This is a genomic window from Paraburkholderia sp. GAS82, assembly GCF_050436285.1.
In the GTDB taxonomy this organism is placed as follows: domain Bacteria; phylum Pseudomonadota; class Gammaproteobacteria; order Burkholderiales; family Burkholderiaceae; genus Paraburkholderia; species Paraburkholderia phenazinium_B.
Genome location: NZ_JBNDLX010000004.1, coordinates 561,853 through 588,081, shown reverse-complemented (window position 1 = coordinate 588,081; position 26,229 = coordinate 561,853). Strand labels below are relative to the sequence as shown.

Annotated in this window: 25 protein-coding genes; 9 read left to right on the top strand and 16 right to left on the bottom strand. The window is 61.9% G+C overall.

Translation table 11 applies throughout. The features are described from left to right. Window positions 1–23 precede the first annotated feature (23 nt). Together P3T17_RS15985 and P3T17_RS15980 are read right to left on the bottom strand one after the other, a co-directional pair. Entirely contained in the window at window positions 24–593 is a 570-nt protein-coding gene (locus P3T17_RS15985) for a hypothetical protein (protein ID WP_429407794.1), read from the bottom strand. 395 nt (window positions 594–988) lie between these two features. Beyond that, window positions 989–1,876, bottom strand: a complete 888-nt coding sequence (locus P3T17_RS15980; RefSeq protein ID WP_429407909.1) for an SDR family oxidoreductase — start codon at window positions 1,874–1,876, stop codon at window positions 989–991. Between the two features lie 270 nt (window positions 1,877–2,146). Between P3T17_RS15980 and P3T17_RS15975 the strand changes: the two genes are divergently transcribed. Continuing rightward, window positions 2,147–2,842, top strand: coding sequence for a cupin domain-containing protein (locus P3T17_RS15975; RefSeq protein WP_429407792.1), 696 nt, complete (start codon window positions 2,147–2,149; stop codon window positions 2,840–2,842). Here P3T17_RS15975 and P3T17_RS15970 read toward each other — a convergent pair. Further along, window positions 2,749–3,660, bottom strand: coding sequence for a LysR substrate-binding domain-containing protein (locus P3T17_RS15970; protein ID WP_429407791.1), 912 nt, complete (start codon window positions 3,658–3,660; stop codon window positions 2,749–2,751). The two genes, P3T17_RS15975 and P3T17_RS15970, sit on opposite strands and share 94 nt — an antisense overlap. Window positions 3,661–3,673: 13 nt before the next feature. Beyond that, window positions 3,674–4,081, bottom strand: a complete 408-nt coding sequence (locus tag P3T17_RS15965) for an MAPEG family protein (RefSeq protein WP_429407789.1) — start codon at window positions 4,079–4,081, stop codon at window positions 3,674–3,676. A 127-nt stretch (window positions 4,082–4,208) separates the two neighbouring features. Between P3T17_RS15965 and P3T17_RS15960 the strand changes: the two genes are divergently transcribed. After that, window positions 4,209–5,171: a GlxA family transcriptional regulator gene (locus tag P3T17_RS15960; protein WP_429287476.1), complete on the top strand. Its 963-nt coding sequence runs from the start codon at window positions 4,209–4,211 to the stop codon at window positions 5,169–5,171. Window positions 5,172–5,233: 62 nt separating this feature from the next. Here P3T17_RS15960 and P3T17_RS15955 read toward each other — a convergent pair whose 3' ends face one another. From P3T17_RS15955 to P3T17_RS15935, 5 genes are all read right to left on the bottom strand, one after another. Next, window positions 5,234–6,559: a hypothetical protein gene (locus P3T17_RS15955; RefSeq protein WP_429407787.1), complete on the bottom strand. Its 1,326-nt coding sequence runs from the start codon at window positions 6,557–6,559 to the stop codon at window positions 5,234–5,236. Window positions 6,560–6,646: 87 nt separating this feature from the next. Further along, window positions 6,647–7,957: an MFS transporter gene (locus tag P3T17_RS15950; protein ID WP_429407786.1), complete on the bottom strand. Its 1,311-nt coding sequence runs from the start codon at window positions 7,955–7,957 to the stop codon at window positions 6,647–6,649. A gap of 49 nt (window positions 7,958–8,006) precedes the next feature. Beyond that, window positions 8,007–8,645 carry a 3-isopropylmalate dehydratase small subunit gene (leuD, locus tag P3T17_RS15945; RefSeq protein ID WP_429407784.1) on the bottom strand — a complete coding sequence of 213 codons (639 nt, stop codon included), beginning with the start codon at window positions 8,643–8,645 and terminating at the stop codon, window positions 8,007–8,009. Next, the gene (gene leuC, locus P3T17_RS15940) at window positions 8,638–10,062 is read right to left on the bottom strand and encodes a 3-isopropylmalate dehydratase large subunit (protein ID WP_429407782.1); all 1,425 of its coding nucleotides are present in this window, start codon (window positions 10,060–10,062) and stop codon (window positions 8,638–8,640) included. Before leuC ends, leuD begins: the two co-directional genes overlap by 8 nt. Window positions 10,063–10,108: 46 nt before the next feature. Then, window positions 10,109–10,987, bottom strand: a complete 879-nt coding sequence (locus P3T17_RS15935) for an alpha/beta fold hydrolase (RefSeq protein ID WP_074265184.1) — start codon at window positions 10,985–10,987, stop codon at window positions 10,109–10,111. A 115-nt stretch (window positions 10,988–11,102) separates the two neighbouring features. On the opposite strand from P3T17_RS15935, the gene P3T17_RS15930 reads away from it, so the two are divergent. From P3T17_RS15930 to P3T17_RS15915, 4 genes are all read left to right on the top strand, one after another. Beyond that, window positions 11,103–12,035 carry a LysR family transcriptional regulator gene (locus P3T17_RS15930; RefSeq protein WP_429407780.1) on the top strand — a complete coding sequence of 311 codons (933 nt, stop codon included), beginning with the start codon at window positions 11,103–11,105 and terminating at the stop codon, window positions 12,033–12,035. Between the two features lie 136 nt (window positions 12,036–12,171). Continuing rightward, the gene (locus P3T17_RS15925) at window positions 12,172–12,651 is read left to right on the top strand and encodes a VOC family protein (protein WP_429407779.1); all 480 of its coding nucleotides are present in this window, start codon (window positions 12,172–12,174) and stop codon (window positions 12,649–12,651) included. Window positions 12,652–12,735: 84 nt separating this feature from the next. Next, window positions 12,736–14,655, top strand: coding sequence for a S9 family peptidase (locus P3T17_RS15920; RefSeq protein WP_429407777.1), 1,920 nt, complete (start codon window positions 12,736–12,738; stop codon window positions 14,653–14,655). After that, window positions 14,652–15,287: a TetR/AcrR family transcriptional regulator gene (locus P3T17_RS15915; protein WP_074265180.1), complete on the top strand. Its 636-nt coding sequence runs from the start codon at window positions 14,652–14,654 to the stop codon at window positions 15,285–15,287. Before P3T17_RS15920 ends, P3T17_RS15915 begins: the two co-directional genes overlap by 4 nt. Here the strand turns inward: P3T17_RS15915 and P3T17_RS15910 are convergent. The 7 genes from P3T17_RS15910 to P3T17_RS15880 form a co-directional block, all read right to left on the bottom strand. Next, window positions 15,280–17,676, bottom strand: a complete 2,397-nt coding sequence (locus tag P3T17_RS15910) for a xanthine dehydrogenase family protein molybdopterin-binding subunit (RefSeq protein WP_429407774.1) — start codon at window positions 17,674–17,676, stop codon at window positions 15,280–15,282. The genes P3T17_RS15915 and P3T17_RS15910 overlap by 8 nt on opposite strands. After that, window positions 17,670–18,173 carry a (2Fe-2S)-binding protein gene (locus P3T17_RS15905; protein ID WP_429407772.1) on the bottom strand — a complete coding sequence of 168 codons (504 nt, stop codon included), beginning with the start codon at window positions 18,171–18,173 and terminating at the stop codon, window positions 17,670–17,672. Before P3T17_RS15905 ends, P3T17_RS15910 begins: the two co-directional genes overlap by 7 nt. Then, entirely contained in the window at window positions 18,166–19,056 is an 891-nt protein-coding gene (locus P3T17_RS15900; protein ID WP_429407770.1) for an FAD binding domain-containing protein, read from the bottom strand. The genes P3T17_RS15905 and P3T17_RS15900 overlap by 8 nt, the downstream gene beginning before the upstream one ends. 14 nt (window positions 19,057–19,070) lie before the next feature. Further along, a complete protein-coding gene (locus P3T17_RS15895) occupies window positions 19,071–19,706 on the bottom strand; it encodes a CoxG family protein (RefSeq protein WP_429407768.1) in 636 nt (211 codons plus the stop codon). A 145-nt stretch (window positions 19,707–19,851) separates the two neighbouring features. Then, window positions 19,852–21,480 carry a methyl-accepting chemotaxis protein gene (locus tag P3T17_RS15890; protein ID WP_429407766.1) on the bottom strand — a complete coding sequence of 543 codons (1,629 nt, stop codon included), beginning with the start codon at window positions 21,478–21,480 and terminating at the stop codon, window positions 19,852–19,854. Between the two features lie 100 nt (window positions 21,481–21,580). Beyond that, the gene (locus P3T17_RS15885; RefSeq protein ID WP_429407764.1) at window positions 21,581–22,573 is read right to left on the bottom strand and encodes a PdxA family dehydrogenase; all 993 of its coding nucleotides are present in this window, start codon (window positions 22,571–22,573) and stop codon (window positions 21,581–21,583) included. Continuing rightward, window positions 22,574–22,903, bottom strand: coding sequence for a non-heme iron oxygenase ferredoxin subunit (locus tag P3T17_RS15880; protein WP_429407762.1), 330 nt, complete (start codon window positions 22,901–22,903; stop codon window positions 22,574–22,576). A 153-nt stretch (window positions 22,904–23,056) separates the two neighbouring features. Between P3T17_RS15880 and P3T17_RS15875 the strand changes: the two genes are divergently transcribed. The 3 genes from P3T17_RS15875 to P3T17_RS15865 all read left to right on the top strand — a co-directional run bounded on the left by P3T17_RS15875 (window position 23,057) and on the right by P3T17_RS15865 (window position 26,210). Next, the gene (locus P3T17_RS15875; RefSeq protein ID WP_074265172.1) at window positions 23,057–24,343 is read left to right on the top strand and encodes an aromatic ring-hydroxylating dioxygenase subunit alpha; all 1,287 of its coding nucleotides are present in this window, start codon (window positions 23,057–23,059) and stop codon (window positions 24,341–24,343) included. Between the two features lie 179 nt (window positions 24,344–24,522). Then, complete coding sequence (locus P3T17_RS15870) at window positions 24,523–24,921, top strand: hypothetical protein (RefSeq protein WP_429407761.1); 399 nt, start codon at window positions 24,523–24,525, stop codon at window positions 24,919–24,921. A 14-nt stretch (window positions 24,922–24,935) separates the two neighbouring features. Next, complete coding sequence (locus tag P3T17_RS15865; protein WP_429407759.1) at window positions 24,936–26,210, top strand: MFS transporter; 1,275 nt, start codon at window positions 24,936–24,938, stop codon at window positions 26,208–26,210. Window positions 26,211–26,229: the final 19 nt, after the last annotated feature.

Genomic DNA, 26,229 nt, shown 5'->3' with positions numbered 1-26,229 from the left:
GGGTCGAACTGCGACACCCCCCCTCAAGCACTACTCGAAACCAACCCCGTCGTCTGACCGCTAGCCAGCATCAACTGCGCGAGGGCGCCTTGCGCGCTTTGCAGTTGACTCTCGATCTGGCTGAGTTCACTGGTATTCGAACTCTGCAGCGCTTCGCTCAACGAGCTTTGAGCACTTTGCAACTGGGCTTTGATCTGGTTGATCTGGCTGGCGTCAGCGCCTCCCGCCGAGCCGCCGGCGGACGATACTTGCGCCAGCTGGGCTTCGAGCGAAAGGGCGAGCGCATTCATTTCGTCGAGCTCGGTCGAGGAACTGCTGGAAGACACCGATCCGCCGCCTCCGCCTCCGCCACCCCCTGCGCCGCCCGTACCTGAAGCGGAAGCGGAGGAGGTCGACCCGGACGACGCTGCGCCCGATGCTCCGCTCGATGACGTCGCCCCAGGCGAGGCGACCGCGTTAGCGGACACATCACTAGCCGCGGCTGACGAGGCGGCAGTGCGAGCCTTCGAAGCGGACGGCGCGTCACCCGAGGTGGTCGCGGTGGTTGTACCGGCGGTGAAAGCCGTGGCGGTGGTGGTCGGCTGGATTTGCATGGAATCCCTCGATTGGCTCGAAAGCAATGCGACGCGGCTTTGGGGCTGACTGGCCAACACCAGAGAAGCGCCCGATTACCGGCCTATCCTCGTGATAACGGCAGGCTGAAGCGTTTCTTGAGCCGATTTCCTGAAATATTTTCGTTTCGGGATCTTTCGCGAGGCGCCTGTCGGCGTGACTGCCAGGCCTTTGACGAAATTTCCAGTCTGGCAGCGGCACTATGCCGAACCCCGGCCGCAGCGGTGAATTTCATCGAAGACGGCCGTCAGCATTCGCCCTGAACGCGTTCGCCGCCAAAGTCCGGCAAATGGGGGAAGGGTGAGCGCTCGTCGCGACGAGCGCTTTAACCTCGATTGTTTCCGCGGCGAACAATCGGCCTTAACCAACGCAGCGACTAGACAAATCGCGCTTCGTTGAGATCGGCAATCAGTGTCGGACCGGTTGGGTGCCAGTTCAGCAGCGCCTGGGTTTTGGCACTCGAGGCCGGCATATCGAGGCCGACGAACATGCCCATCCAGCCAAAATGTGCCGCCGCCTCATCTGGGGAGATTGAAACGGTGGGCAACTTCAGACCGCGTCCAAGCGCCTCGGCGATCTCGCGGCTACTGACGCCTTCTTCGGCGACGGCATGATAGCGCGCGCCCGGTTGGCGCTTTTCTATGGCGAGGCGGTAGAGCAGCGCGACATCGGAGACATGGCATGCCGGCCAGCGGTTGCGGCCCTCGCCCACATAAGCGGAGACGCCTTTCTCGCGAGCGATGGCAACGAGCGGCGAGATGAGACCCTGCTTGTACGGGGTGTGAACCTGCGGCAGTCGTACCACCGACAGGTTGATGCCTGCCTCCAGCAGCCCATTTCCGGCCAGTTCGGATGCGATGCGCGGATTAGGATGACTGATATTGAAGACATCTTCCGTCGCCGGTTCACCATGTTCACCGCTGCCTATGCCGGTTCCGGAGGTAATGACGAGAGGACGATCGGAGCCCGCCAGCGCCGACCCTAGTGCGGCAATCGCACGTTTGTCCTTTTCGCAATTCTCGACGAAGCGGGAGAAGTCGTGATCGAATGCCGTGTGGATGACGGCATCTGCTTTCTCCGCGCCGCTGCGAAGCGTGTCTGGATCCTCCAGCGTTCCGCGATGCACCTCCGCTCCCGCGTCGATCAGCGCTTGAGCGCCCGCGTCGGAACGCGTCATGCCGATTACCTGATGTCCAGCCTTGATGAGTTCGGGGACCACGGTCGCGCCAATAAAGCCTGTCGCGCCGGTTAGAAAAATACGCATACTGAAACCTCCCTGGTTGTCTCCTCTACTATCCGGCCATTTCCCGTTCCGTAGCAGTAGTGACGTCATCATAGTAAGAGCACTAACAGGATCCGGATGGCGGGGAGGCTGGACACGCTTTGCTACCGCCAGCGGCAGCGCATTGTCCGGCAAACCCGGATTGTGTTTCGCCGCGCCGGCCCCTTCTGACATGCGATGTCATTGCGCACAATGGCTTCGACGGCTAACCGGCCGGTGAGCGCTCGCATCAGCCAAACCAGGGGGCACATCATGCAAACGAAACTGATTGAACGTGAGTGGATCGATCCGGACGCGGTGCCGGGAGAGACGCGCAGGGTCACCGATCTGACCGATGCAGCGGAACCGCAGTGGGCCGGCATCGTAGATTTCGGCCCCTCGGCGACGTACACGCTCGATGCGGGGAAGCGGCACGATCTGTATGTATTGCGAGGCAACGTTGCGATAAACGGCCACGCCTTCGATACCGACGACTTCCTCATTCGCTGCGACGCACCCCTCGTGCAAGCGGGCGACGGTGGGGCACGTCTGCTCATTTATCGCCAAGCATCCGCTTCCCGCTGTGATCCAATCGTTCGCAGTGCGAGAGCGCGAGTGTGGCGCAATGGAATCAATCCACGGATGCATATTGCTCCGCTAGCGAGCGGCAGGCTGCACGTCAGCCTGGTCGAGTTTCACCCGGGCGCGCAGACGCACGATCACACGCATCCGAGCGGCGAAGAAATATTCGTGTTGAGCGGAGAACTCAGGGATGCGAACGAACGCTATCCTGCTGGAACGTGGCTGCGCCTCCATCCAGGCGCCCGGCACGCGCCATTCGCCGAAGTGCCGACGGTCATCCTGCTTCGTCACGGTCATCTGCTTGCGACGCGTGAATGTTCCTTGAGCATATCGATCAACGCCCGGACTTTCGGCGCGGTATGTCTGCCCGGGGGGAGCAACGCATGAATCGTCATGGGCGCAGTTGACCAGTCTGGATACACACGTACGAGCCGGCCCGCGGCAATATCCGCGCGAACCGAGAAGTCGGGCAGCAGGCCGATGCCCGCGCCTTCCGCGATTGCCGCACGGCACGCGTAGACAGTATCGGCAAACAGACCGGTAACGAATTCGATCTCGCGTGAATTCCCAGCGGCGCTACACAACTCGAAGCGTGACGGCTGTGCGAGAACCGAGAGTCCCACGAAGGCCAGCTTCGCCGCATCGCCAACGTCTTCAGGAAGCGCATTGCGCACGACAAAGTCGGGACCGGCGACCAGCCACTTCGAATATTCGCCGATGCGCACCGCGCGATGGCTCGAATCAGTCAGTTCACCCAGGCGGATGGCGACGTCGACGCCTTCCGCGATCAGATCGATAGCGCGATCCCCGGATACGATCTCGAGGCGCAGCCGCGGATGCGCGCTTCGCATGCGCGCAAGCACCGGAGCAAGAACGATCGCGCTGTACTCGACCGAAGACGCGACCCTCAAGGTGCCGCGCAGATCATCCTGAGAAGGGCTGGCCAGGGACATGGCCTCTTCGGCAAGACGCACGATCTCGCGACACGTTTCGAAGAACGATGCGCCTGCTTCCGTCACACTGATACGCCGCGTCGTCCTGACAAGGAGCGTGGCGCCCAGCTCGAGTTCCAGCCGCTGGATGCTGTCGCTGACCGTCGTCTTCCCGACGCCGCGCCGCTCTGCTGCCCGCGTGAACGAACCGGTCTCCACTACCGCGATGTAATTCAGAAGATGTTCGAAGGTCAGGTTACGCAGATCGGACATGGCGGATGCGTAGCTACGCAATATGGTGGAGGAGGGTGAGCGCAAACATGACCGTCGCCGCGACGCCGGCCAGGAAGGCGAGGGTGCGCAAGACGGGAACCCCAGCAGCATAGACGCAATAGTGGACAAGTCGGGCGATGAGATAAAGCTTTGCAGCGAGGACGGTCGCAGGCGTGCTTACGCCGATGAGCGCTGCGGTGAGCACCAGAGGGGCGAAGACGGCGAGGTTCTCGATCGCATTGGTGTGAGCGCGCCGTGCCCGTTCGGCCCAGGCAGGATCGGGCGGTAGCGAAGGATCGGGATTGCCTAACGTCGGAATTAACCCGCGCGTCACGATCCTGGCGAGCGTGTAGGGAACCCACATCAGGATCGTGGCCGAGGCGACGAGCGTGAGGAAATAGAGTTCGGGCGTGAGTTTCATTGAGCGGTGCTCCGGCGGATCGGTTGTTCGGCCAACCGGATTGCCGTGGCCGCATTGCTCCGCAGTCTAGCCGTCGCTTCTGCGAGGGGCTATAGTCGCTAATGACATTAACGGGTTCATTTGCGACATGCGACTGGCTATATTCGCTCTTGATGGCGTATTCGACACCGGCCTGACGGTTCTGCTGGATACCTTCGCGACGGCCAACGAACTGGCCGCGGCACAAGGATTCGCCGCGCCACCCTTCGACGTGAAGATCGTCGGATTCGGCGGACAGGTCCGTACGGCGCTCGGTCTGTCCGCCGCGGTCGAGCCGGTTAGCAGTATTGGTCAGACGGATTGGGTGGTGGTCCCCGCGCCGAATACCAAACAGCCCGAGCGGTTGCTTGCAGCGCTGGAACGATCCGACGTGCGCGACGCGATCGCGTACCTTCGTGCCTGGCATGCAGAAGGCGTCGGCATCGCGGCGGCGTGTCTCGGGACCTTTCTCCTCGCGGAGGCCGGGCTGCTGGACAACGTTGCGGCAACGACAGCGTGGCCGCTGGCCCCGCTCTTCCGTCAGCGCTATCCGGCGGTTACGCTGGACGATTCGCGCATGGTCGTCGCAGCAGATCGCGTCGTGACCGCGGGCACCATGATGGGCCACCTCGATCTCGCGCTGTGGCTGGTGCGCCAGGCCAGTCCTGATCTGGCTGCGTTCGTCGCCCGCTTTATGCTCATCGACAAGCGGTCGTCGCAGGCGCACTACATCATTCCGGACTATCTTGCCCACGCCGATCCGCTGATCGCACGCTTCGAGCGTTGGGCTCGCGACCATCTGGCACGGGGGTTTTCGCTTCAGGATGCGGCGAGCGCATTGTCCGTCGGCACACGCACCTTGCAGCGCCGCACCGAGGCCGTGCTCGGCAAGTCGCCGATGGCGTTCTTCCAGGACCTGAGAATCGAACGGGCGAAGCACCTCGTTTCGATTGGTTTCGATGTCGAATCCATTGCGAGCGAGGTGGGCTATGCCGACGCCGCGACATTGCGGACCTTGTTGCGTCGCAAGCTCGGCCGAGGGGTGCGGGAACTGCGCGCGGAGATGCGTTGATACAACGCGCTTGTCCCGATCCTGGGCTGATTCGATCTACCGTTGTTGGGCGAGCGTTCCGCCTAGGCAGGCCCAGGCTTCTGCTGCGATAGTGCGTTTCGCTCTGCCGATAACTCAGCCATGAGCTTCTCAAGGTCCGGAGCCGGCAACCTGCCTTCCTTCATTCCGAAATCGCACCAATGCGAGTAGGGGTCGAAGCCCGCGTTCCTGACGTCCTGGTTCCGCTCCGCATACCACTGGCTGCTTAGGGCTTCTCTTAACACCTTGGACCCGGGAACGGCGATCGTGCCAATGATTTGAGTAACCACCGGATTTCCTTTGGCCGGTGAACTCACGGTCTGCGCGACAGGAATTTCTTTGGCGGCGGGCTCACTCAATTTCTTCGCCAGAGAATAGACGATTCTTGTCAGCATGGACACTTCCCGTTCGAGCTTCTCGACGGGGCTCAAATCCAGCACATCGTTTTCACCTGGCGGCGGAAAGAGGGCAGTGTCGGAAGGGATCTCCGGGAAGAATGTCGTCTTTACTTTTTCATTGCTCCCGGCGTAAGCATCCAGAATTCTCAGCCGTGTTGTTCGATCGAAAAGATAAGGCTTCGATTTCTTTGGACGGTTCTCCTTGCCGAGGACGCCGTTCATGACGTCGTAGAAAGACGTGTCGTGGATCGACGAGAACTCGTCCCGCACATGGTGTGCCAGAGCGATCAACCGCTCGTCATTGCTTTCATTGATGACGCCGACTCTCTTATGACTTGCGTCGACAGGCAGACCCGTGATGGTGATGAAATCGTCGACAACGTCTGTGTTGTACATGGACTTTCGATCGAACCGGCGGACGTGAACCCGGTCCCGGCCGAAGTCTCGCAACCATGGGCTTAGCATGGCGTACCAGTCGCCGTCGACCGGAACACGGGCCGCGAGGTATTCGTCGATACTCTCGTAAGCCTTTACGTACCATTGCCCCCATGCAGACGAGAGATACTCGTCCTGACGCCGGATGTAGGCAACAATATGCACATCGAAGTGGGCTTTCTCTTCTGCAAAGAGGCTCGAAAACGCGTGCTGAACGGACAGGTTCTCGGCGCTGATCACCAGCGTGTGCAGATTGCTTCTGATCATCTCTTCCTTGAGTGCGGCCAGACGTCGCCGCACGATGGACACCGCGTCCAGCCGGGTAGGCTGATGCGGAGCCTGAGCGGACGGCGACGCGTTGACCAGATTCAGGAAAAAGTTGATTTGCTGACCGGCGATGCTCGCGTTCATCGTCAGGTCGAGGCCAGGAATCAGTACGCCTTGCGCTCTGAGCGATGCCGCGTTGGCACCGAGATAGGCCTGAATCGCAGAGCTGCCGCATTTGCCTGCGCCAATATGAATGATGAGCTTTTGCATGCGCGTGAAGGGGGGTATCGAACAGCGGTAAATCGGATCTTGCGTAGGATACCCCGGAAGCGGCCAGCGAAAGAAGTCCCTGCGACCTCACGCGCCGCCGCGCCGCGTGCGCCTACCGAACAGATACGACAGCACCGCGGAGACGAGCAGCGTCGCGCTGACGAAATACAAGCCGAGCGAGTAGTCGCCGCTCATATCGCGCAACCGGCCGATCACCATCGGACCAATCGTGCCGCCGATCAGGCTGCCCATCGCATTGATCAGCGCAATGCCCGCGGCCGCGGCGGAGCCCGACAGGAACTGCGTCGGCATACTCCACAGAGGCGGCTTTGCCGCATTGATGCCGAAGTTCGCGATCGACAGTCCGACGATCAGCACGATCACCGTGCTTGCGTGTCCAGACATCAGCATCCCGATCCCGGCCGCGAGACACGCGATCGCGACGTGCAGGCGGCGTTCGTTGGTGCGATCCGAATTGCGCGCCCACAGCACCATCGTGACGACCGCGAAGAGATTCGGAATCGCGTTCACGAGACCGAGTTCGAAGTAGCTGAAACCGAAGCGGTGGATGATCATCGGCGCCCAGATGCCGATCGCGTACAGGCCGGTCGAGGTGCCCGCATAGACGAGCGCGAGCAGCAGCACGCGCGGATCCTTCACCGCGCTCCAGACGCTCGACTTGCTCTGCGCCGCCTTGCCATCGCGTTCGCGCTGCATCTCGCTGCTCAGCCATTGGCGCTCGGCGGGCGCTAGCCACTGCGCATCCTCCGGCCGGTCGGTCAGGAAGAAGAACGAGACGACGCCGAGCAGCACGGTCGGCGCGCCCTCGACGAGGAACAGCCACTGCCAGCCGTGCAGATGGGCGAAACCTTCGAGGCTCATCAACGCACCGGAGATCGGCGAGCCGATCATGTTCGACAGCGGCGCCGCTGTCATGAACATGGCCGTGACGAACGCCCGATGGCGCGCCGGAAACCAGTAGCTCAGGTACAGGATGATGCCGGGGAAAAAGCCTGCTTCCGCGAGACCGAGTACGAAGCGCAGCGTATAGAAGCTGTACGGACCGCTGACGAACGCCGTGGCCGCCGACAGAACACCCCACGCGACCATCAGCAGTGCGATCCAACGGCGCGCGCCGATACGTTGCAGCGCGAGATTCGACGGCATGCCGGCAGCGATATAGCCGACGAAGAAAATCCCCGCACCGACACCGAACATGGCCTGCGTGAGGCCGATGTCGTGATTCATCGTGAGGCCCGCGAAGCCGACGTTCACGCGATTCAGAAAGCTCAGGAAGTACAGGACGATGATGAACGGCGTGATGCGCCGCGAGATCCTTCTGACGACGCGAGTCTCCAGCGCGGCGTCCTCCTGCGGATGGACTATGGTGGTGCTCATTCTTGTCTCCTATGTAACGCTATCAAGCGTGCCTGGCGCCTGGTCTTATTTAATGGTGATTCTGCTGCGCCGGCAGATCGATACGGCACCACGGTTGCGCTGCCCAGTGGCGCGTCTCAAAGGCGTCGATCGCCTTCTCCTCGCGCAGCGTCAAGCCGATCATATCGAGCCCCTCCACCAGCATCTGCTTCTGGCGCGCGGGCAGCGAGAACCGATAGCGCTGTCCCGAAGGCGTCTGCACGACCTCGTTCTCAACGTCGATCGATACGTGCTTGTCGCTGCCGTTCTCGAGTTCGGCGACGAGCGCCTCGATCTGCTCAGGCGGTAGTGTGACAAGCAGCAAACGGTTGTTGGTCGAGTTGAAGTAAAAGATCTCGCCGTAGCTCGGCGCGATCACCGCTTCGAAACCTCCCTGCTGCAGGCCCCATACCGCGTGTTCGCGGCTCGATCCGCAGCCGAAGTTCGCACCGCCGATCAGGATTTTCGCGCCCTTGTATTCGGGGCGGTTCAGCACGAAATTCTCGCGCACATGGCCATCCGCATCGAGGCGCAGGTCGTGCAACAGGCCGCGCGCGAGCCCCGATTTGTCGATGCCGAGCAGAAACTGCTTCGGCATGATCTGGTCGGTATCGAGGTTGTTGACCGGCAGCGGGGCGGCGGTGCCCGCGATCATGAACGGCTTAGCCATGAGTCAGCTCCTTGCGAATGTCGACGATGCGTCCGGCGATCGCGGCAGCGGCGGCCATCGCGGGGCTCATCAGATGGGTTTTGCTGTCGCGCCCCTGGCGCCCTTCGAAATTGCGGTTCGTCGTGGATGCGCAGCGCTCGCCCGGTGCGAGCACGTCGTCGTTCATCGCCAGACACATCGAGCAGCCCGGCTGGCGCCATTCGAATCCGGCGTCTATTAGCAACTGCGCGATGCCCTCGCGCTCCGCCTGGTCACGCACCATGCCCGAGCCCGGCACAACCATCGCGCGCACCGTCGATGCCACTTTGCGGCCTCGCACCACGGCGGCGACCGCGCGCAGATCTTCGATCCGCGCATTCGTACACGAGCCGATAAACACGCGATCGATCGCCGTGCCTTCGATCGGCGCGCCGCCGGGCAGTCCGATGTAGTCGAGCGCCTTGCGCATCGTCGCGACGTCGAGACCGGAGCCGTCCGCGGTGTCGGCGTTGGGAATGCGACCGTCGACCGGAATCGCCTGGTCCGGGCTCGTGCCCCACGTGACATAGGGCGCGACGCGCGTTGCGTCGAAACGGTGTTCGACGTCGAAATGCGCATCGGCATCCGAGCGCAGTTGCGACCACGCTGAGCGCGCGGCGTCTAGCGTTTTCGCATCGAGATCGCGGACCTTGCTGCAGACATAGTCGAGCGTCGTGCGATCCGGTGCGATCAACGCGGCGCGCGCGCCGGCTTCCACCGTCATATTGCAGAGGGTCATGCGCGCCTCGGCGGAGAGCGCGGCTATCGCCTCTCCTGCGTATTCGACCGCGTATCCGCGCGCGCCTTGCGCGCCGATCTGCGCAATGATGTGCAACACGACGTCCTTCGAAGTCGTGCCCGGTTGCAGCGTGCCGTCCACGACGATACGCATGTCTTTCGCGACGCGGTAGACGAGCGTCTGCGTGGCCAGAACGTGCTCGACCTCCGAGGTGCCGATGCCGAATCCGAGCGCGCCTAGTGCGCCGTAGGTGGTGGTGTGGCTGTCGCCGCACAGCACGACCATGCCGGGACGGATTAGTCCGATCTCGGGCGCCACGACGTGCTCGATGCCTTGCATCGCATCGTTGACGTCGAACAGATGAATGCCATGCTCCGCACAATTGCGCGTGAAATTCGTAGCCTGTTTTGCGGCGTCGACGACCTCGATCGTGCGCGCGCGAACCGGCACTGGCCGCGTCGGAATCACGTGATCGACGATACCCATCTGCTGATGCGGACGTCGCACGCGCAGGCCTTTCTCACGCAGCCCCGCGAATGCCTGTGGGCTGGTGTACTCGTTCATGATGTGCAGATCGGCGTAGAGCACAACGTGCTCCGCGTCGATAATCGATACGGTATGCGAATCGACCAGTTTCCGGTAAAGCGTTTGTGAGGACATGATGAAACCCGACTGGTAAGGATCAAACGTACGGATCAGGAGCGAATCAGCGCTGAAGAAATGCCAGCACGCGTTCGAGGAGTAACGCCGGCACTTCTTCGGCAATGTAGTGACCGCAAGGCAGCGCCTCGCCGCTGACGTCGGCGTTCCAGTGGCGCCATTCCGCCAGCGGATCGAAGCACTTGCCGACTGCGCCGTCCGCGCCCCATAGCGCGAGGAACGGTGAGACGATGCGCTTGCCTGCCGCAAGATCCGCGCGGTCGTGCTCGAGGTCGATGGTGATCGAGGCCCGGTAGTCTTCGCAGATCCCGTGCGCGGTGGCCGGATCGGAGAGGCAACGCAGATAGGCGGCGTAAGCCTCGGACGTGAACGGCTTGAGCCCCGCGCTGCGGGCACCCATGGTCTGCTTCAGATAGAGGTCGGGGTCGGCGCGGATCAGCGTTTCGGGGAAGGGTGCGGGACGTACGAGAAAGAACCAGTGCCAGTAGGCGCGCGCAAATTCGAATGAGGTCTGTTCGTACATCGCGACGGTCGGCGCGACGTCGAGTGTTACGAGTTGCGTCACTACATCCGGATGGTCGATCGCCATCCGTGCTGCGACGCGCCCACCGCGATCATGACCGACGACCGCAAACGACGTGAATCCATGCGCGCGCATCAGTTCGACCTGGTCGAGCGCCATGCGGCGCTTCGAGTAGTTGGCATGGTCGTCGGCGCCTTGGGGTTTGTCGCTGTCGCCGTAACCGCGCAGATCGGCGGCGATCACCGTAAAGTGCTCGGCCAGGGTGGGCGCGACCTTGTGCCAGATCGCGTGGGTTTGCGGGTGACCGTGCAAGAGCAGCAGCGCGGGGCCGCGTCCGCCCTTGATCGCGTGAATCCGGACGCCGTCGACGGTTGTCGATGCGTCGCAGAACGCTTCGAACATGGTTGTCTCCTGAAGTTGTTTGCAGTCTAATTCATGCCATGGGCGATTGGGTTTCCACAAAAGCAATCCGGTCGTAACTTTAAGGAACGAATGAGCCTGGGCAGGGAGTGACGCGATGGATGGCTTTTCCGATCTGAATCTGTTTGCGCTGGTTGCGCGCAACCGCAACCTGGCGGCTGCGGCGCGCGAGCTAGGCGTGACGCCGCCCGCCGTCAGCAAGCGGCTCGCGCAACTGGAGCAGCGCCTTGGCGTGCGGCTGATGAACCGGACAACGCGGCGTCTTTCCCTCACGCCGGAAGGCGAGCTCTATCTCGCCAACGGCTCGCGCATCCTCGACGACCTGTCGGAACTGGAGCATCTCGTCACGCGTAGCCGTGGCGAACCTACGGGTCTGCTGCGAGTGAATGCGTCGTTCGGTTTCGGACGGACACATATCGCACCCGCGGTATCGGAGTTCGTCGAGCGCTTTCCGTCGATGAAGATCCAGTTGCAGCTGACTGAGCGGCCGCTGAGTCTGCAGGAAGAAGGCTTCGACCTCGGCATCCGGTTCGGCGAGGTCCCCGACGCGCGTATCAACGCTCGTCTGTTGCTGAAGAACCGGCGCATCGTGTGCGCATCGCCGGCGTATCTGAAGCGGCATGGCCAGCCTTCTGTGCCGCACGACCTGACCCGCCAGTCGTGCATTGTGTTGCGCGAGAATGATTCGGCGTACGGAACATGGCATTTCTCGCGGGGCAAGCGTGCGGAGACGGTGAAAGTCGATGGTTCGCTGTCGAGCAATGACGGCAGCATCGTGCTGCAGTGGGCGCTCGATGGGCGCGGTATCGTCGCGCGCTCGCAGTGGGAGATCAGCGGCCATATCGAACGCGGAGAACTGGTGCCGCTGCTCGTCGAATGGGCCCTCCCGAACGCCGATATTCACGCGATCTACCTCGAACGCAACAGGCTGTCTGCCAAGCTGCGCACGTTCGTCGACTTCCTGGGCGAGTACCTGCGAAGTGCGTTTGACGGGGGAGGAGCAACAGGCGGCATGGAGACTTCCAGATGAGATCTTTGGTCTCGTGCACTTCGTTCTGTACACCCAGGCTATTATCGACGCTCATGCCAACTGTTCCGCTGGCGTGAGTGTCAGGATGCTGCCCTCAAAACCAGTTGGTGCTGCGTGTTTCTGAAAGGAGATTGCGATGACTGAGCTCGTAACATGCTTGTGGTTCGATCAAGGTAAAGCGCGCGAAGCGGCAGAGTTTTACGCCGCCCACTTTCCGGACAGCCATGTCGACGCGGGTCATGTCTCGCCCATACCGGGGATTGGACAAGGCGCGGAGTTGATGGTCGACTTCACTGTGCTCGGCCAGCGCTTTCTTGGCCTGAACGGCGGCTCCAATTTCAAGCCGAACGAGGCGGTCAGTTTCATGATCTACACGGATAGCCAGGAAGAGACCGACCGGTATTGGAATGCCATTGTCGACAATGGCGGAGAGGAAGCGCCTTGCGGCTGGTGCAAGGACCGCTGGGGCTTTTCGTGGCAGATCACGCCGAGGCGGCTAATCGAGCTTGTCGGCGGCAGTGATCGTGATGCGGGACGGCGTGCGATGGAAGAGATGATGAAAATGAAGAAGATCGATATCGCTGCCATAGAGCGCGCAGCGGCAGCTCGAGAATGAACGCGCATCCTTCCAGACTACGGGCCCGTCACGCGCACATCAAGGCGCGTCTCGTGTTCAAATGCAGTTTTCATGGAGACACGCATGGTTGCTGACGATCGACAAAAGGGTAGCGGTAACGGTGGCCCAGCCAAACGTGGCCCGGCCAGACACTACACGGTGCGAGACTTCTTTCGCAAACCCGACAAGCATTCGTTCACGATCGCTCCCGATGGAAAGCATCTGTCCTTTCTTGCGCGACACGCCGGCCGCCAGAATGTATTCGTGCAGGGCATCGATGCTGAAGGCAATCCCATAGGCGAGCCGCGTCCGTTGACCAGCGAGACGGAACGGGACGTGCCCGGCCACGCATGGAAAGGCAACGACCACATTCTGTTCGTCAAGGATTTTGGCGGGGACGAGAACTTCCACGTGCTGTCGGTGCCGATCGACGGTGGCGAGCCGCGCGATCTGACGCCGTTCGATGGCGTCAAGGCCGACATTGTCGATGACCTGAGGGATGACGACCGCCACGTGCTGATCCAGATGAATCGTCGCGATCCGCAGGTCTTCGACGTTTTTCGTGTTGACGTCATAACAGGCGATCTGACACCGATCGCCGAGAATCCTGGCAATGTCATGGGTTGGCTAACTGACCACCAGGGGCGGTTGCGCGCCGCGATCGCATCCGATGGTGTCAACCAGACGCTGCTTTACCGTGACACCGAGGCAGAGCCTTTCCGGGCCATTCTGACGACGGACTTTCGCGAGACTGTTGCGCCGCTGTTCTTTACCTTCGATGACAAACGCTTATACGTGTTGTCGAATCGGGGGCGCGACAAAGCCGCATTTTTCGAGTTCGATCCGCAGACAGGTGAAGAGGGTGCGTTGCTGTTCGAAACCGCGCATGTCGATGTGGGCGATCTCGCGTATTCAGAACATCGGCGCGTGCTGACAGCTGCGTCATACATCGACGATCGGGTTCATCGCCACTTTTTCGACGACTGGGCGCGAGACGTCATGGCCGATCTTGAGCGGCAATTGCCGGATCAGGAAATTAACATCGCGAGTATCACACGCGACGAGTCGCGCGCGATCGTGCGTACCACAAGCGATCGGTCGGCGGGCTCCGTGTGGATCTACGACGTCGCGCGTCGACAGCTAGCCAGGCTTGCGGACATGATGCCGTGGCTCGATCCGGCCGATATGGTCCCGATGTCGCCGATTCGCTTCACGGCACGCGACGGCCTGCCACTCAGTGGATATCTGACGTTGCCCGCGGGATTCGAGCTGGGGCAGGATGTCGCCGAGCGCTTTCCGCTGGTCGTCAATCCGCACGGCGGTCCCTGGGCGAGAGACATGTGGGGCTTCAATGCCGAAGCGCAACTGCTTGCGAATCGCGGCTACGCGGTGCTGCAGATCAATTTCCGCGGTTCCACGGGATACGGACGCGCTTTCTGGGAGGCCAGTTTCGGGCAATGGGGCCGGGCGATGCAGAACGATATCGACGACGGCGTCGATTGGCTCGTGTCACAAGGGATCGTCGATCCGGCGCGAATCGCGATCTACGGGGGCAGTTACGGTGGCTATGCGACGCTGGCGGGCGTCACGTTTACGCCGGACCGATATGTGGCGGCCGTCGACTATGTCGGGGTATCGAATCTCTTCACGTTTCTCGAATCGATGCCTCCGTACTGGAAGCCGATGCTCGATATGTTGTACGAGATGATCGGCGACCCGCGGACCGAAGAGGGCAAGCAGGCACTGCACAATGCGTCGCCGCTGTTCTTCGTGGACCGGATCGTGACGCCGCTTCTTGTTGCGCAAGGCGCCAACGATCCGCGAGTCAAACAGGCAGAGAGCGATCAGATCGTCGACGCATTGCGGGCCCGTGGTGTGGATGTCAAATACATCCTCAAGGAAAACGAAGGGCACGGTTTTCACAACGAAGAGAACATGTTCGAGTTCTATGAGGCGATGGACACGTTCCTTGCCGAGTATCTGGGCGGAGCCGCGAAGAAGTGAGCGGATCTGCAGCGGGACAACCACGGCGTCGCCTCAGCACCGAGGCCCGCGAACAGCAGATCGTGGAAGGCGCGGTGCAGTTCTTCTCGGAGCAGGGACTGGGAGGGCAGATGCGCGACCTCGCCAAAGAGATCGGCATCACGCATCCTCTTCTTTACCATTACTTCCCGACCAAGCAGGCGTTAATCGAACGGGTCTATGAGGAAGTTTATCTAGGCAGATGGAAGCGCGAATGGGAGCAGTGGGTGGTCGACGCCGAGGTGCCGCTGGAGCAACGCCTGACGCGTTTCTATATCGACTATGCCCGCACCATCCTGACGCGCGACTGGGTCCGCATCCTGCTGTTGTCGGGCATGAATGACAGCTACATCCCCAGAAAGTATCTGGCCTTGCTCAAGCGTCGACTGTTCCCGCTGATCATTCGCGAGACGCGCGTCCATCTCGGCCGTCCCTCCTCTCGAAAGCTCGACGATGCCGAACTCGAGCATCTGTGGGGACTGCACGGCGGCATCTTCTATATTGGCATTCGCGTGTTCATTTATGGGCAGCCTTTTCCGCGGAACCTGGACCGGATCATCGGCGATCGTGTGCATGCGTTCATGAAAGGCGCCGGCGACATTTTCATTACCTAGAAGCGCTTACCGTCCCCAGTGCGATCAATATTTTTTCGGGCGTGATCGGGTGGGACGTAAGCCGGGCATTGAACGGCGCGAGTGCATCGTTTATCGCGTTCATGACGGCCGCTGGTGCGCCCGCCGTGCCCGCTTCTCCCGCTCCCTTGGCGCCAAGCTGTGACGTTGCCGTAGGCGTTTCGATGTGCGCGACCTCGATGTCGGGCATCTCGGCGGCCATGGGGACCAGATAGTCGGCCATGTTGCCGTTGCGAAGCGAACCGCCCGCGTCGTAAAGACATTCCTCGAACAGCACGCCGCCAATTCCCTGCACCACGGCACCGCGAATCTGCTCGTCCGCCAGCATCGGATTGAGCACTCTGCCGCAGTCTTCCGCTACCCAGTGCTTGAGCAGTTTGACCATGCCGGTTTCCACGTCCACTTCGACATGCGATACGTGCACGCCGTTAGTGAACACAAAGGGATAGTCGCGCTGGGCGTAGTGCCGCGTCGCTGACAGTTCCGGATGAATGCCGGGCGGCAGGGTGTCCGGGCGGAAGTATGCCTGGGTAGCGAGGTCGGCGAGGCGCGCAACGGTTTCGCCCGTCGCGGTGTCCACGACAGCGCCGTCTGCCAGCGTGAGGCCGGTGCGCTCGCGCTGATGGAGGCGGGCCGCAAAGTCGATCACCTGTGCGCAGAGTGCGATCGAAGCCTGCAGCACCGCTTCACCGCCGATGCCCGCGCCTCGGGAGGCCCAGGTGCCACCGCCATAGGGCGTGACGCCAGTATCGCCGGTGACGACCCGGACGGACCCGATGGGCATCGAGAGCGTATCCGCCGCGATCTGCGCGAAGATGGTTTCCGTACCCTGGCCCTGTTCGCCCACGCTAACCAGCACGCTAATTCCGCCCCCCGCATCCAGCCGCACCGTTGCTCCGTCCTGCGCAGCAATCCGTGCTCCGCCGACGCCGTAGAAAGCCGCGCCAGGGTTAGTTAGTTCCACCATGCTGGCGATACCGATACCCCGGTATACGCCTTGCGAACGCAGCGTGTGCTGTTCCTCGCGAAGCCGCCCGTAATCGATCATCTCCTCAATCTCATCCAGACATGCCTCGTGTGACAGACCCTCGAGCTTGATGCCCGAAGCGGCGGTGCGCGGATAGCTGTCGTCGCGCATGACGTTCATGCGCCGCAATGTCAGCGGATCGATACCGAGCCGCTGGGCCGCAAGATCGACGATGCCTTCGGTCACCGCGCACGCGATGGGGTGGCCGACCCCGCGGTACTGGCTCATCGGTGACTTGTTCTGAAAGACGACGCGCAGGACCGCACGGTAATGTTCGTGCTGATACGGGCCGCCGGTGATATTGAGCACCTGGTTTCCCTCGATGCCGCTAGTCCTGGGATACACGGAGTAGGGCCCGACACCGCTCAGATCGTCGATTTCGAAGCCGACAATGCGCCCGTCGGCCATCGCGGCGAGCCGCGCGTGAACGCGATGCTCGCGCGCATGGATGTCGCTGGCGAAGGACTCCAACCGGTCCGCAACGAACTTGACGGGCCGCTTCAGGATTTTGGCTAATGCCACTGTCGCAAAGTCGTCGGGATAGGAATGGACCTTGATGCCGAAAGAACCTCCCACGTCCTTGCAGATAACGCGCACCGATCCCTCCGGCAAATCCAGGTGCCGGGAGTAAAGATCCTGCATCATGTGCGGTGCCTGGTGCGAGTGATATACGGTCAGGGTGTTGTCCGCGGCATTGAAGTCCGCGAGCACCGAACGCGTTTCCATCGTGACGCCGGTATGACGGCCGAAATGGTAGGTCTCCTCGACAACCAGGTCTGCGCTCGCGAAGGCCGCGCTCACATTGCCCGTGTCGATGGTGCGGCTGAAGCAGAGATTGTCGCCAAGCTCCGGATGAATCACGGGAGCATCGGCGTCGAGGGCGTGCTCCATGTCTGCCACGACCGGCAGCTCCTCCCATTCCACCTGCAGGTACGGCATGGCATCTTCCGCTTCACGGCGCGATTCGGCCACCACCGCATAGACCGGCTCGCCTTGCCAGCAAAGATGGCCCGGTGCGAGCGGGTACTGGACCGCCGACTTCATCCCCGCGAGGTGCGACAACGTGGCCACCCACGGCTTGCATACGCCTTCCAGATCGCTCGCCTGATAGATGCCGATGATGCCCGGCATCATGCGCGCGAAGCTGCTATCGAAGGCGGTGATACGCGCATGAGCGACGGGGCTGCGCCAGTAGACCACATGCGCCATGCGCGGCAGCGCGATGTCGTCCACGTAGGTGCCGCGTCCCTGCAGCAGCCGGCGTGCATTCGGCCGGGCGACTGCGCTGCCGATATAGCGCCGTTCATCGAGCCCGATGTCATTCTGCTGGCGTTTTCTCAGCATGATGGCACCTGTGCCGCGGTGCGCTGCAGGCGTGCTTCGAGAACGTCCGCGATGGCGTCGACGATTGCCTGATACCCCGTACAGCGGCAGTAATTGCCGGACATGAATTTGCGGATCTCGTCGCGATTGGCGTGCGGTCTCTGTTCGATCAGTTCGGCCGCGGCGATCAGCATGCCCGCTGTGCAGAAGCCGCACTGCAAGGCATTTCTCGCGTGGAACGCGGCCTGTAGCTCGGCGAGGTCACCGCGGTCGCTGGAGCCTTCGATTGTTTCGACCCGCGCGTTCTGCGCCTGCACCGCGAGCAGCAGACAACCGCGCACCATCCTGCCGTCGAGCCGGACCGTGCAGGCACCGCATACACCATGCTCGCAGCCGACCCGCGCGCCTTTGATCTGCAGCGAGTCCCTGAGAAAGTCGATCAGATGCGTACGCGGTTCGACCTCGCAGCTAACCGCGCGGCCGTTGACTTCAAGCCGGATAGTCATGCGCTCAGGCATGTTGGTCTCCTTCGTGCCGAACTTCGATGCGGGCCTCGGCGAACTTGTGCAGCAGGCGTTTCAGGACCACGCGGGACAAATGCAGCTTGGTTTGCGCGGAGTGATAGAGATCGGCAGCCGGATCGATGTCGAGCGCGTCGGCGAATTGCGCCGCCGTGTCGCGGGTCAAGGCGGTCGTTTCCAGCAAAGCCTCCACGGCATGGGCTCTTTCGGGAACATTGCCGGTGCCCAGAAAGACCACGCGTGGATTTTCAATCAGCCCGTTGGCCGTCATGCCGCCCGTGACCGCTGCGCCGACGATGGCGTAGTCGCCATGACGCCGGACCAGTTCGTCAAACTGATGATTCGATGTCGCAGTCGCCACTGGCACTTCGCAGGCAAGGACGACCTCGCCTGGCTGCAAGGCGGTGGTGTACAGGTCGAGGAAGAAGTCGTCGGCGTGGATCCGCCGCTCGCCAGTGGCGCCGGAAACGATCACCCAGCCACGCAGCGCGACCAGACAGGTGGGCCACTCGGCGGCGGGGTCAGCGAATGCGATCGAACCGCCGAACGTCCCGAGGTTGCGGATCGCCCGGTGAGCAACGTGCGGCGCAACTTCCGAGAGCAGCGGCGCGTGGCGCCGCACGAGATCCGAGTCTTCGATTTGCGCATGAGTGACGAGCGCGCCGATCCGCAAGTGATCGCCGGAAACGCTGATGCCGCGCAGTGCGTCTAGGGCGCCGATATCGATCAATAGCTGAGGTTCGGACAAGCGCATGTTGAGCGTTGCCAGCAGCGTCTGCCCGCCGGCAATGATCCGGGCCTCATCGCCGTACTCTTCGAGCAGTGCAAAAACCTGGGCTATTTCCCGAGGGCGTACATAGTCAAACGCGGCTGCTTTCATGAGCGAGTCTGCCTTTACGCAAGATGCGTCAGGAGAAGCGTTGTGAGCACACCGAGCGCAAACCATCCGGCCCGCGCCAGTTCGGGCGCGAATCGCCCTTCAGGCCATAGCGACGACGGCGAGGTGTTGGGCCGGCGTTCCGGCGAGGGGGGCGCGTTCGTCGGGCCAGCCGTGGCTTCGGCGACAAGCGGGGCATCATCGGCAATCACGCCTCCGCTGAGTTGCCGTTGCAGGCCGGCGAAGAACTCGTCGGCCATTTTTTTCGCGGACGAATCGATCAGCCGCCCGCCGATCTGTCCCAGCTTCCCGCCGACGGAGGCCGCCACCGAGTAGGTCAGCCGCGTGCCACCGGCCTCATCCGACAACTCGACGTTCGAAGAGCCCTTGGCCGACCCCGCGCCACCGCCCACGCCTTCGAACGAAAGCTTGCAATGCCTGGCCGGATCGACCTCGGACATGAACATCTTGCCGGTAAACCTGGCGCGCACCGGACCCAGCTTGACCAGAATCCGCACGTGCGTTTCTTCATCCGAAACCCGGGCGACGTCCTCGCATCCGGGGATGCAGCGCTGCAGGACCGCCGGGTCGAGAAGCGCTTCCCATACGGCGCTTCTCGGCGCCGCCATCAACTGGTTGCCGGACAATTCCATCTGCCGTCTCCTGATATAAACCCCAATTTCATGCGCTATTCTGCGCCTTATTAACCGGTTGGTAAATATGGGAGTGTTTTTAGACGCGTTGCCGGATCATGTGAAATCGCAGCGCGACGCCCGCTTAACGGGGGATTTGATGGGGTCAGGATGGCCCAAACGAGGGCAGTGGGGATGCCAGGTGCGCGGTTCCGGCGCCGGTAGTACGCGCCGGGTCGAGATTGCCGACCTTGAAGCCCGCCACAGCGTGACGCAGTTCCTGAGCCTGATCGGCCATCGACTGCGCCGCCGCCGAGGCCTCTTCGACGAGCGCAGCGTTCTGCTGGGTTACCTGGTCCATTTGCGTGACCGCCCGGTTGACCTGCTCGATGCCAGTGCTCTGTTCTTGCGATGCCGACGAGATTGCGCTCATGATCTCGGTCACGCGCTTCACGGCATGGACGATTTCTTCGATCGTATTGCCGGCCTCTTCGACCAGCCTGGCGCCGGCTTGTACCCGATCCACTGACTCGCCGATAAGCGCCTTGATTTCCTTGGCGGCGGTCGCGCTGCGTTGCGCGAGATTGCGTACCTCGCTGGCAACCACGGCGAAGCCGCGGCCTTGCTCGCCGGCTCGCGCTGCCTCGACCGCCGCGTTGAGCGCGAGTATGTTGGTCTGGAACGCGATGCCTTCGATGACGTTGATAATGTCGGCCACTCTGGCGGAACTGCTGGAGATCCCGTGCATCGTCTCGACGACGCGTCCCACGACTGCCCCGCCACGCTGCGCGGTATCAGAGGCGCTATTGGCCAGCGCGCTCGCTTGCAGGGCGTTTTCCGTGTTGTGATGAACCGTGCTCGTCAGTTCTTCCATACTCGTGGCAGTTTCCTGGAGCGACGCGGCCTGTTCTTCGGTCCGCTGCGAGAGGTCGAGGTTGCCTGCCGCTATCTGCTGCGAGGCAGTGGCAATCGAGTCGGCAGAATTTTTAATCGTGCCGATGGTTCGCGTGAGGTGGTCCTGCATGAGCTTCATTGAAAACAGCATGCTCGAGCGGTCACCCGGCGTGGTATCGACTACCGCGGTCAGATCGTTATTGGCAATCCGGTTGGCGATTTCAGCGGCGTAGGACGGCTCGCCACCCAGGCTGCGCCGCACGTTACGGCTGATGAGCAGCATCGCCGCCGAGACCAGCGCGCCAATCGTGAGAACGATCAGCAGGTATTGCAGCAACATGGCATGAAACAGGTCGTCGATGTCGTTCAGATAGAGACCCGATTCGATATACCAGTCCCATGGTTTGAACCGTTTGACAAAGGTGAGCTTATTTGCGGCGACGTAGCCTGAGGCCTTCTGGATACGCCCCAGATACTCGACGTAGCCTTGCCCATGCGCCTGCGCCGTCTGCACCATATTGACGAAGACCAGCGTGCCGTTTGGTCCCTTGAACGCGCTGACATCCTTGTTGCGTAAATCAGGCAGGGTGGGGTGCATGAGCACGACGGGATGCGAGTCGGTGACCATCACGAATCCGTCCTTGCCGTAACGCATCGACTGCAGGCGGGCCAGCGCCTGCTTCTTTGCCTCATCCTCACTGATTGCATGCGTCGCCGCCTGAGCGGCGAGATCGTCGACTACACCGGTTGCTGCTTCAACGATGTTCTCGATGGCGCTCTTGCGATCGTCGAGCATCCTCTGGCGCGATTCCCACGCCGTGGAGCAGGCTAGCAACAGTAGCCCGATCCACATGATGACGAGGACCGACCATAGTTTCGCATTCAGGCTCAGGCGGCTCATGGGTGTCTCCTGCACAGCGACCTGTGGAAAGGAACTTCTTTTTGTTAGCGGCGTCTTGCGCGCGCCGTCACGACAATCAAGCCGGTCTCGTACCCAACGCTCAGACCTGATCCGGCGAGGCGTGCACGAGGCGATGTACCGCTTCTACGACGGCTTCCGGGCTTGCCTGATTGAGGCCGGCGATATCCAGCGCGCTACCGTGCGCCACAGAGGAAAACAGGATGGGCGTGCCGATCGTCATGCCTGCCGTCCGGTTGGTAGCCAGCAGCTTGGCGGCGATATGCCCTTGATCGTGGTACATCACGATGAACGCGTCGTAGCCGGACTTCTTGAACATCGTATCGGCGCCGAATGGACCGTCGACATCGATGCCGCGCTCGCGTGCCGCTTTCAGCGCGGGCTCGATGATGCGAGCCTCATCGTCGCCAAACATGCCGCTTTCGCTGGCGTGCGGATTAAGACCCGCGACAGCGATCCGCACGGGCTTGCCGTGGCGCGCGAGCACCGCATGCGTCGCCGTGATCACGCTCAGGACACGTGCTTCGGTAATCAGATCCAGGGCGTGGCGCAGACTCACGTGCAGCGTCGTATGCACGATGCGCGTGGAATCGAAGCACAACATCAGATAGGCATCGTCGACGGGCGTGCCCGTGCAACGCGCGACAAACGACGGATAACCGTCGAACTCGATGCCCGCCTCCTTGATGGCGTACTCGGTCTGCGGGCAGGCGACCACGGCGCGAACGTCGCCCGCCATGGCCGCTTCGATGGCAACGCGTGCCGACTCGATAGCCGAGCGTCCATGCGCCGCCGCGATCTTGCCGACACGCAGCGGTTCGGCCGAGAAGTGGTCGAGCGCCATGAGCGTGACATCTGCGGGACCGGTAATCGCCGGCTGCTTCGCCGACTGAACCGAATGAATGTGAGCATCGATCTGGCTGGCCTTCGCGTGATAGGCGAGTGCCTGAGCATCGCCCACGAGGATCGGTTCGCAGATTTCCAGAACGCGTGGGTCAAGCGCCGCTTTGAGCGCGATTTCCGGGCCAATCCCGGCGGGGTCGCCTAGTGCGATGGCAATTTTGGGGCGGCTCATTTACTCGGACTCCACCAGTTCGATTCCGACCTCGTCGTTTTCCACATAGGTCTTGTACGTCTTTAGCGGGATCATGCATGGCGGCGCCACTACTTCACCCGTGCGGATATTGAAGGCGCCATTGTGGAAGTCGCATTCCACGACTTCCCCATCGATACACCCCTCCGACAGTGAACCTGGGCCATGTGTACAGGCGTCGTCCGTGACCAGATAGTCACCGGCGACATTGAACACGGCGAGCGTCAGACCTTGCTTCTCGATCTTGATGGCCTTCCCGGAACTGACATCTGAAATTTTACAAAGCCCCATGCGGGTACACGACTGCGGCATCGGAAATCTCCGTTTGACAAAGGATTCGAGCGGATGATAACTTTGTTCTATTGAAAAGAACACTGTTCTTACATATGGAACAAGTGAAATTTTGAGGTCCTACTGGCACGGCGCCGGACGGAAGAATTGCTATCAAGAACGCAAGGGCAAAACATGTTGAGGAAAGAACAAAACGATCTGCTGACGCAAACGGGTAATGGCACGCCGATGGGCGAGTTGTTCCGCCGTTACTGGTTGCCGGCGCTGCTGGCCGAGGAAGTTGCGGAAGCGGGTGGGGCGCCGGTCAAACTGCAGTTGCTGTCGGAGCGGATGCTGGCGTTTCGCGATTCCGAGGGACGTCTCGGCCTGATCGACGAGTTCTGCGCGCACCGTGGCGTATCACTCTGGTTTGGGCGCAACGAAGAGGGCGGCATTCGCTGTCCCTACCACGGCTGGAAGTACGACGTGAACGGCCAGTGTATGGAGGTGCCTTCGGAGCCTGCTGAAAGCGGCTTTTGCAACCGCATCAAACTCAAGTCGTATCCGCTGATCGAGCGCGGCGGCATTGTCTGGGTGTATATGGGTCCGCCGGAAGATCAGCCGCCCCCGCCGGAATTCGAGTTTGCGACGTTGCCGCTCGGTCGCAGCTTCATTACCAAGCGCTTTCAGGAAACCAACTGGCTGCAGGCGCTCGAAGGCGGCGTCGACTCGAGCCACGTCTCGTTTCTGCACAGCGCCAGCCTGCATCACGACCCCTTGTTTAAAGGGGCAAAAGGTAATCAGTACAACCTCAGCGACCTGAGCCCGGTGTTCGAAGTGGTCGACACAGAGGGTGGCCTTTTCATCGGTGCGCGCCGCAATGCGGAGAACGAGCAGTACTACTGGCGCATCACGCCGTGGGTGATGCCCTGCTTCACACTGGTGCCGCCGCGCGGCGACCATCCGGTGCACGGGCATTTCTGGGTGCCGATCGACGACGAGCATTGCTGGGCCTGGAGCTTCGATTACCACCCTACACGCGACCTGACGCAGGGGGAAATCCAGGCAATGAAGGAAGGCCACGGCATTCACGTCAAATACGTGCCGGGTACCTATCGTCCGCTGCAGAACAAGGACAACGATTACCTGATGGACCGCGCGGCGCAAAAGGCGGGTCATACATACAGTGGTGTGGAAGGCATCGGCATGCAGGATGCGTCGCTGCAGGAAAGCATGGGGGCGATCCAGGACCGCACGCGAGAAAACCTCGTGTCGACCGACAACGGCATCATCATGGTTCGCAACCGCTTGATGAAAGCCGCCCGTGCACTGGCCGAGCAAGGGCAATTGCCGCCGGGCCGCGACGCCGCGGCGCAGAGCATCCGTTCGGTTGCCACGGTGCTCGCGCGCGATGTTCCGTTCAAGGAAGGCGCGAAAGACGCGCTGCGCGCCGAACCGGGCAAGTCCCATACCACGGTCTGATACCGGACAAACGGCAAAAACGTCCACTGATGCAAACAGGCGAATCCGAATCCAGGCGCGCTCAGGCGCGATCCTCTTCCTCCGGCTGGCCGGAAGCGCGCTTCCGGATACGGGCAGCGAATGCGTCGCCCCGCACGGCTCGGGTAATCTTCCTGAACGGGGCAGACCCGGAGATGGCCTTGTGCCGCTCGCGGGCGCCGTCGGCGCATGTGCGAGTCTCGGGGCCGGCGGAGCTTCATGCGTTCGCCGAGCCTGGCTCCGGCTCCGGCTCCGGCTCCGGCTCCGGCTCCGGCTCCGGCTCGACAGCGGCCGAACGCCTCGCGCAGTGGGCGGACCCCGTGGACCTTGTCCTCATCGTCGGCGACGAAGGGGATGATCCGGCTGCAGGTGTGCTGGCCGCGCGTGCTTACCGCGGCCGGTCTGTCACGATCTCAGGGCTGATCCGCCGGCGTCCCGGTACCGCGTCGACAGACTCGCGGACTTCGGACACGTTGCGGCCTTTGTGTACGACGATGATGCTGGTGAACGACACCGGCTATCTCGACGATTTGCTGGACGCACTGGGCGTCGGCGAATAATTGTGGAGTGAGACTTGAACAGTAAAGAATTGAATCGATGGTGGACCGTCGTAGGCGGCGCCATCTGCCTCTCGGTGGGCGCCGGGGTGATCTCGGCATTCATGTTTGGCACCTTCATCCGTGCCATCGCCGCACAGAATCACTGGGGACGATCGGAGGTATCGCTCGGCCTGACCATTTTCGAATTCGCGATGGGGCCGGGCACGATCGTGCTCGGCTCGCTGGTCGACCGCTGGGGTGTGCGCAAACCCACGCTGCTGTTCCTGACGTTGTTCGCACTTTCGATCGCGCTCGTCAGTGTGATGCCGCCATCGGTGCCGCTGTTCTGCCTCGCGTTCGTGCTGGTCGGATTTTTTGCGCCCGGCAGCAATGCGTTGCCGTACGCAAAGGTCGTGTGTGCCCGCTTTGACCGTCATCGCGGTCTTGCGCTCGGCTTGACGGTCGGCGGCACTGCAGTGGGCGGCGCGCTGATGCCGCAGTACGCAGGCTATCTGCTGCGAAATTTCGGCTGGCGTGTCGGCTATCTCGGCGTCGCGGTTGCGGTTGCCGCGTTCTCTCTACCCGCGCTGTACTTTCTCGTGAAGATGCCCCGTGATTCGCAGCTCACGCCGCGCACCCGAAAGAACAATGCGGACCTGCCGAAGCTTTCGCAGATCGCGCGGACGAGCCGCAGTTTTCGTCAGCTGGGCCTGGCCATCTTCTGCATGTCGGGGGTGATGCTCGCGCTGCTATCGCAACTGGTGCCGATGATGATGGACCGCGGCGCGACGATCCGTGTCGCAACCAGCATGCTATCGATCGCCGGCCTGTCGTCCGCGGTCGGGCGTTTGCTGGCCGGGTATCTGATGGACCGCGTGCACGCGCCGTATGTGGCTGCGGTGTCGTTCTCGATCACCATGATCGGTGTGCTGATTCTGGCGAACGGCGCTACGGGGACTTCGGCGATGGTAGCGGCTGGTTTGATCGGCGTGAGCATCGGTGCCGAAGCCGATATCATCACCTTCATCGTCAGCCGCTATTTCGACCTGAGACTGTTTGGGCGCGTCTGCGGCGGTATCTGGGCCTGCTGGGGATGGGGCGCCGGCATCATGATCTTCCTGACCGGTCTGTGCTACGACCTGCTGCATTCGTACCACGTCGCGCTGTGGGCTTTTGTGGGGCTGACTGCCGTATCGATCGTGTCGATTTGCCGCCTCGGGCCGTACGTTTATCCCGAACGGCGGGACGTCTACGCGGTGTACGCACCTGTACCTGATGACGATGCGGGAGTTCAGGAGCCCGTGCGCTAGGCAGAACAGAAGAGCAGTA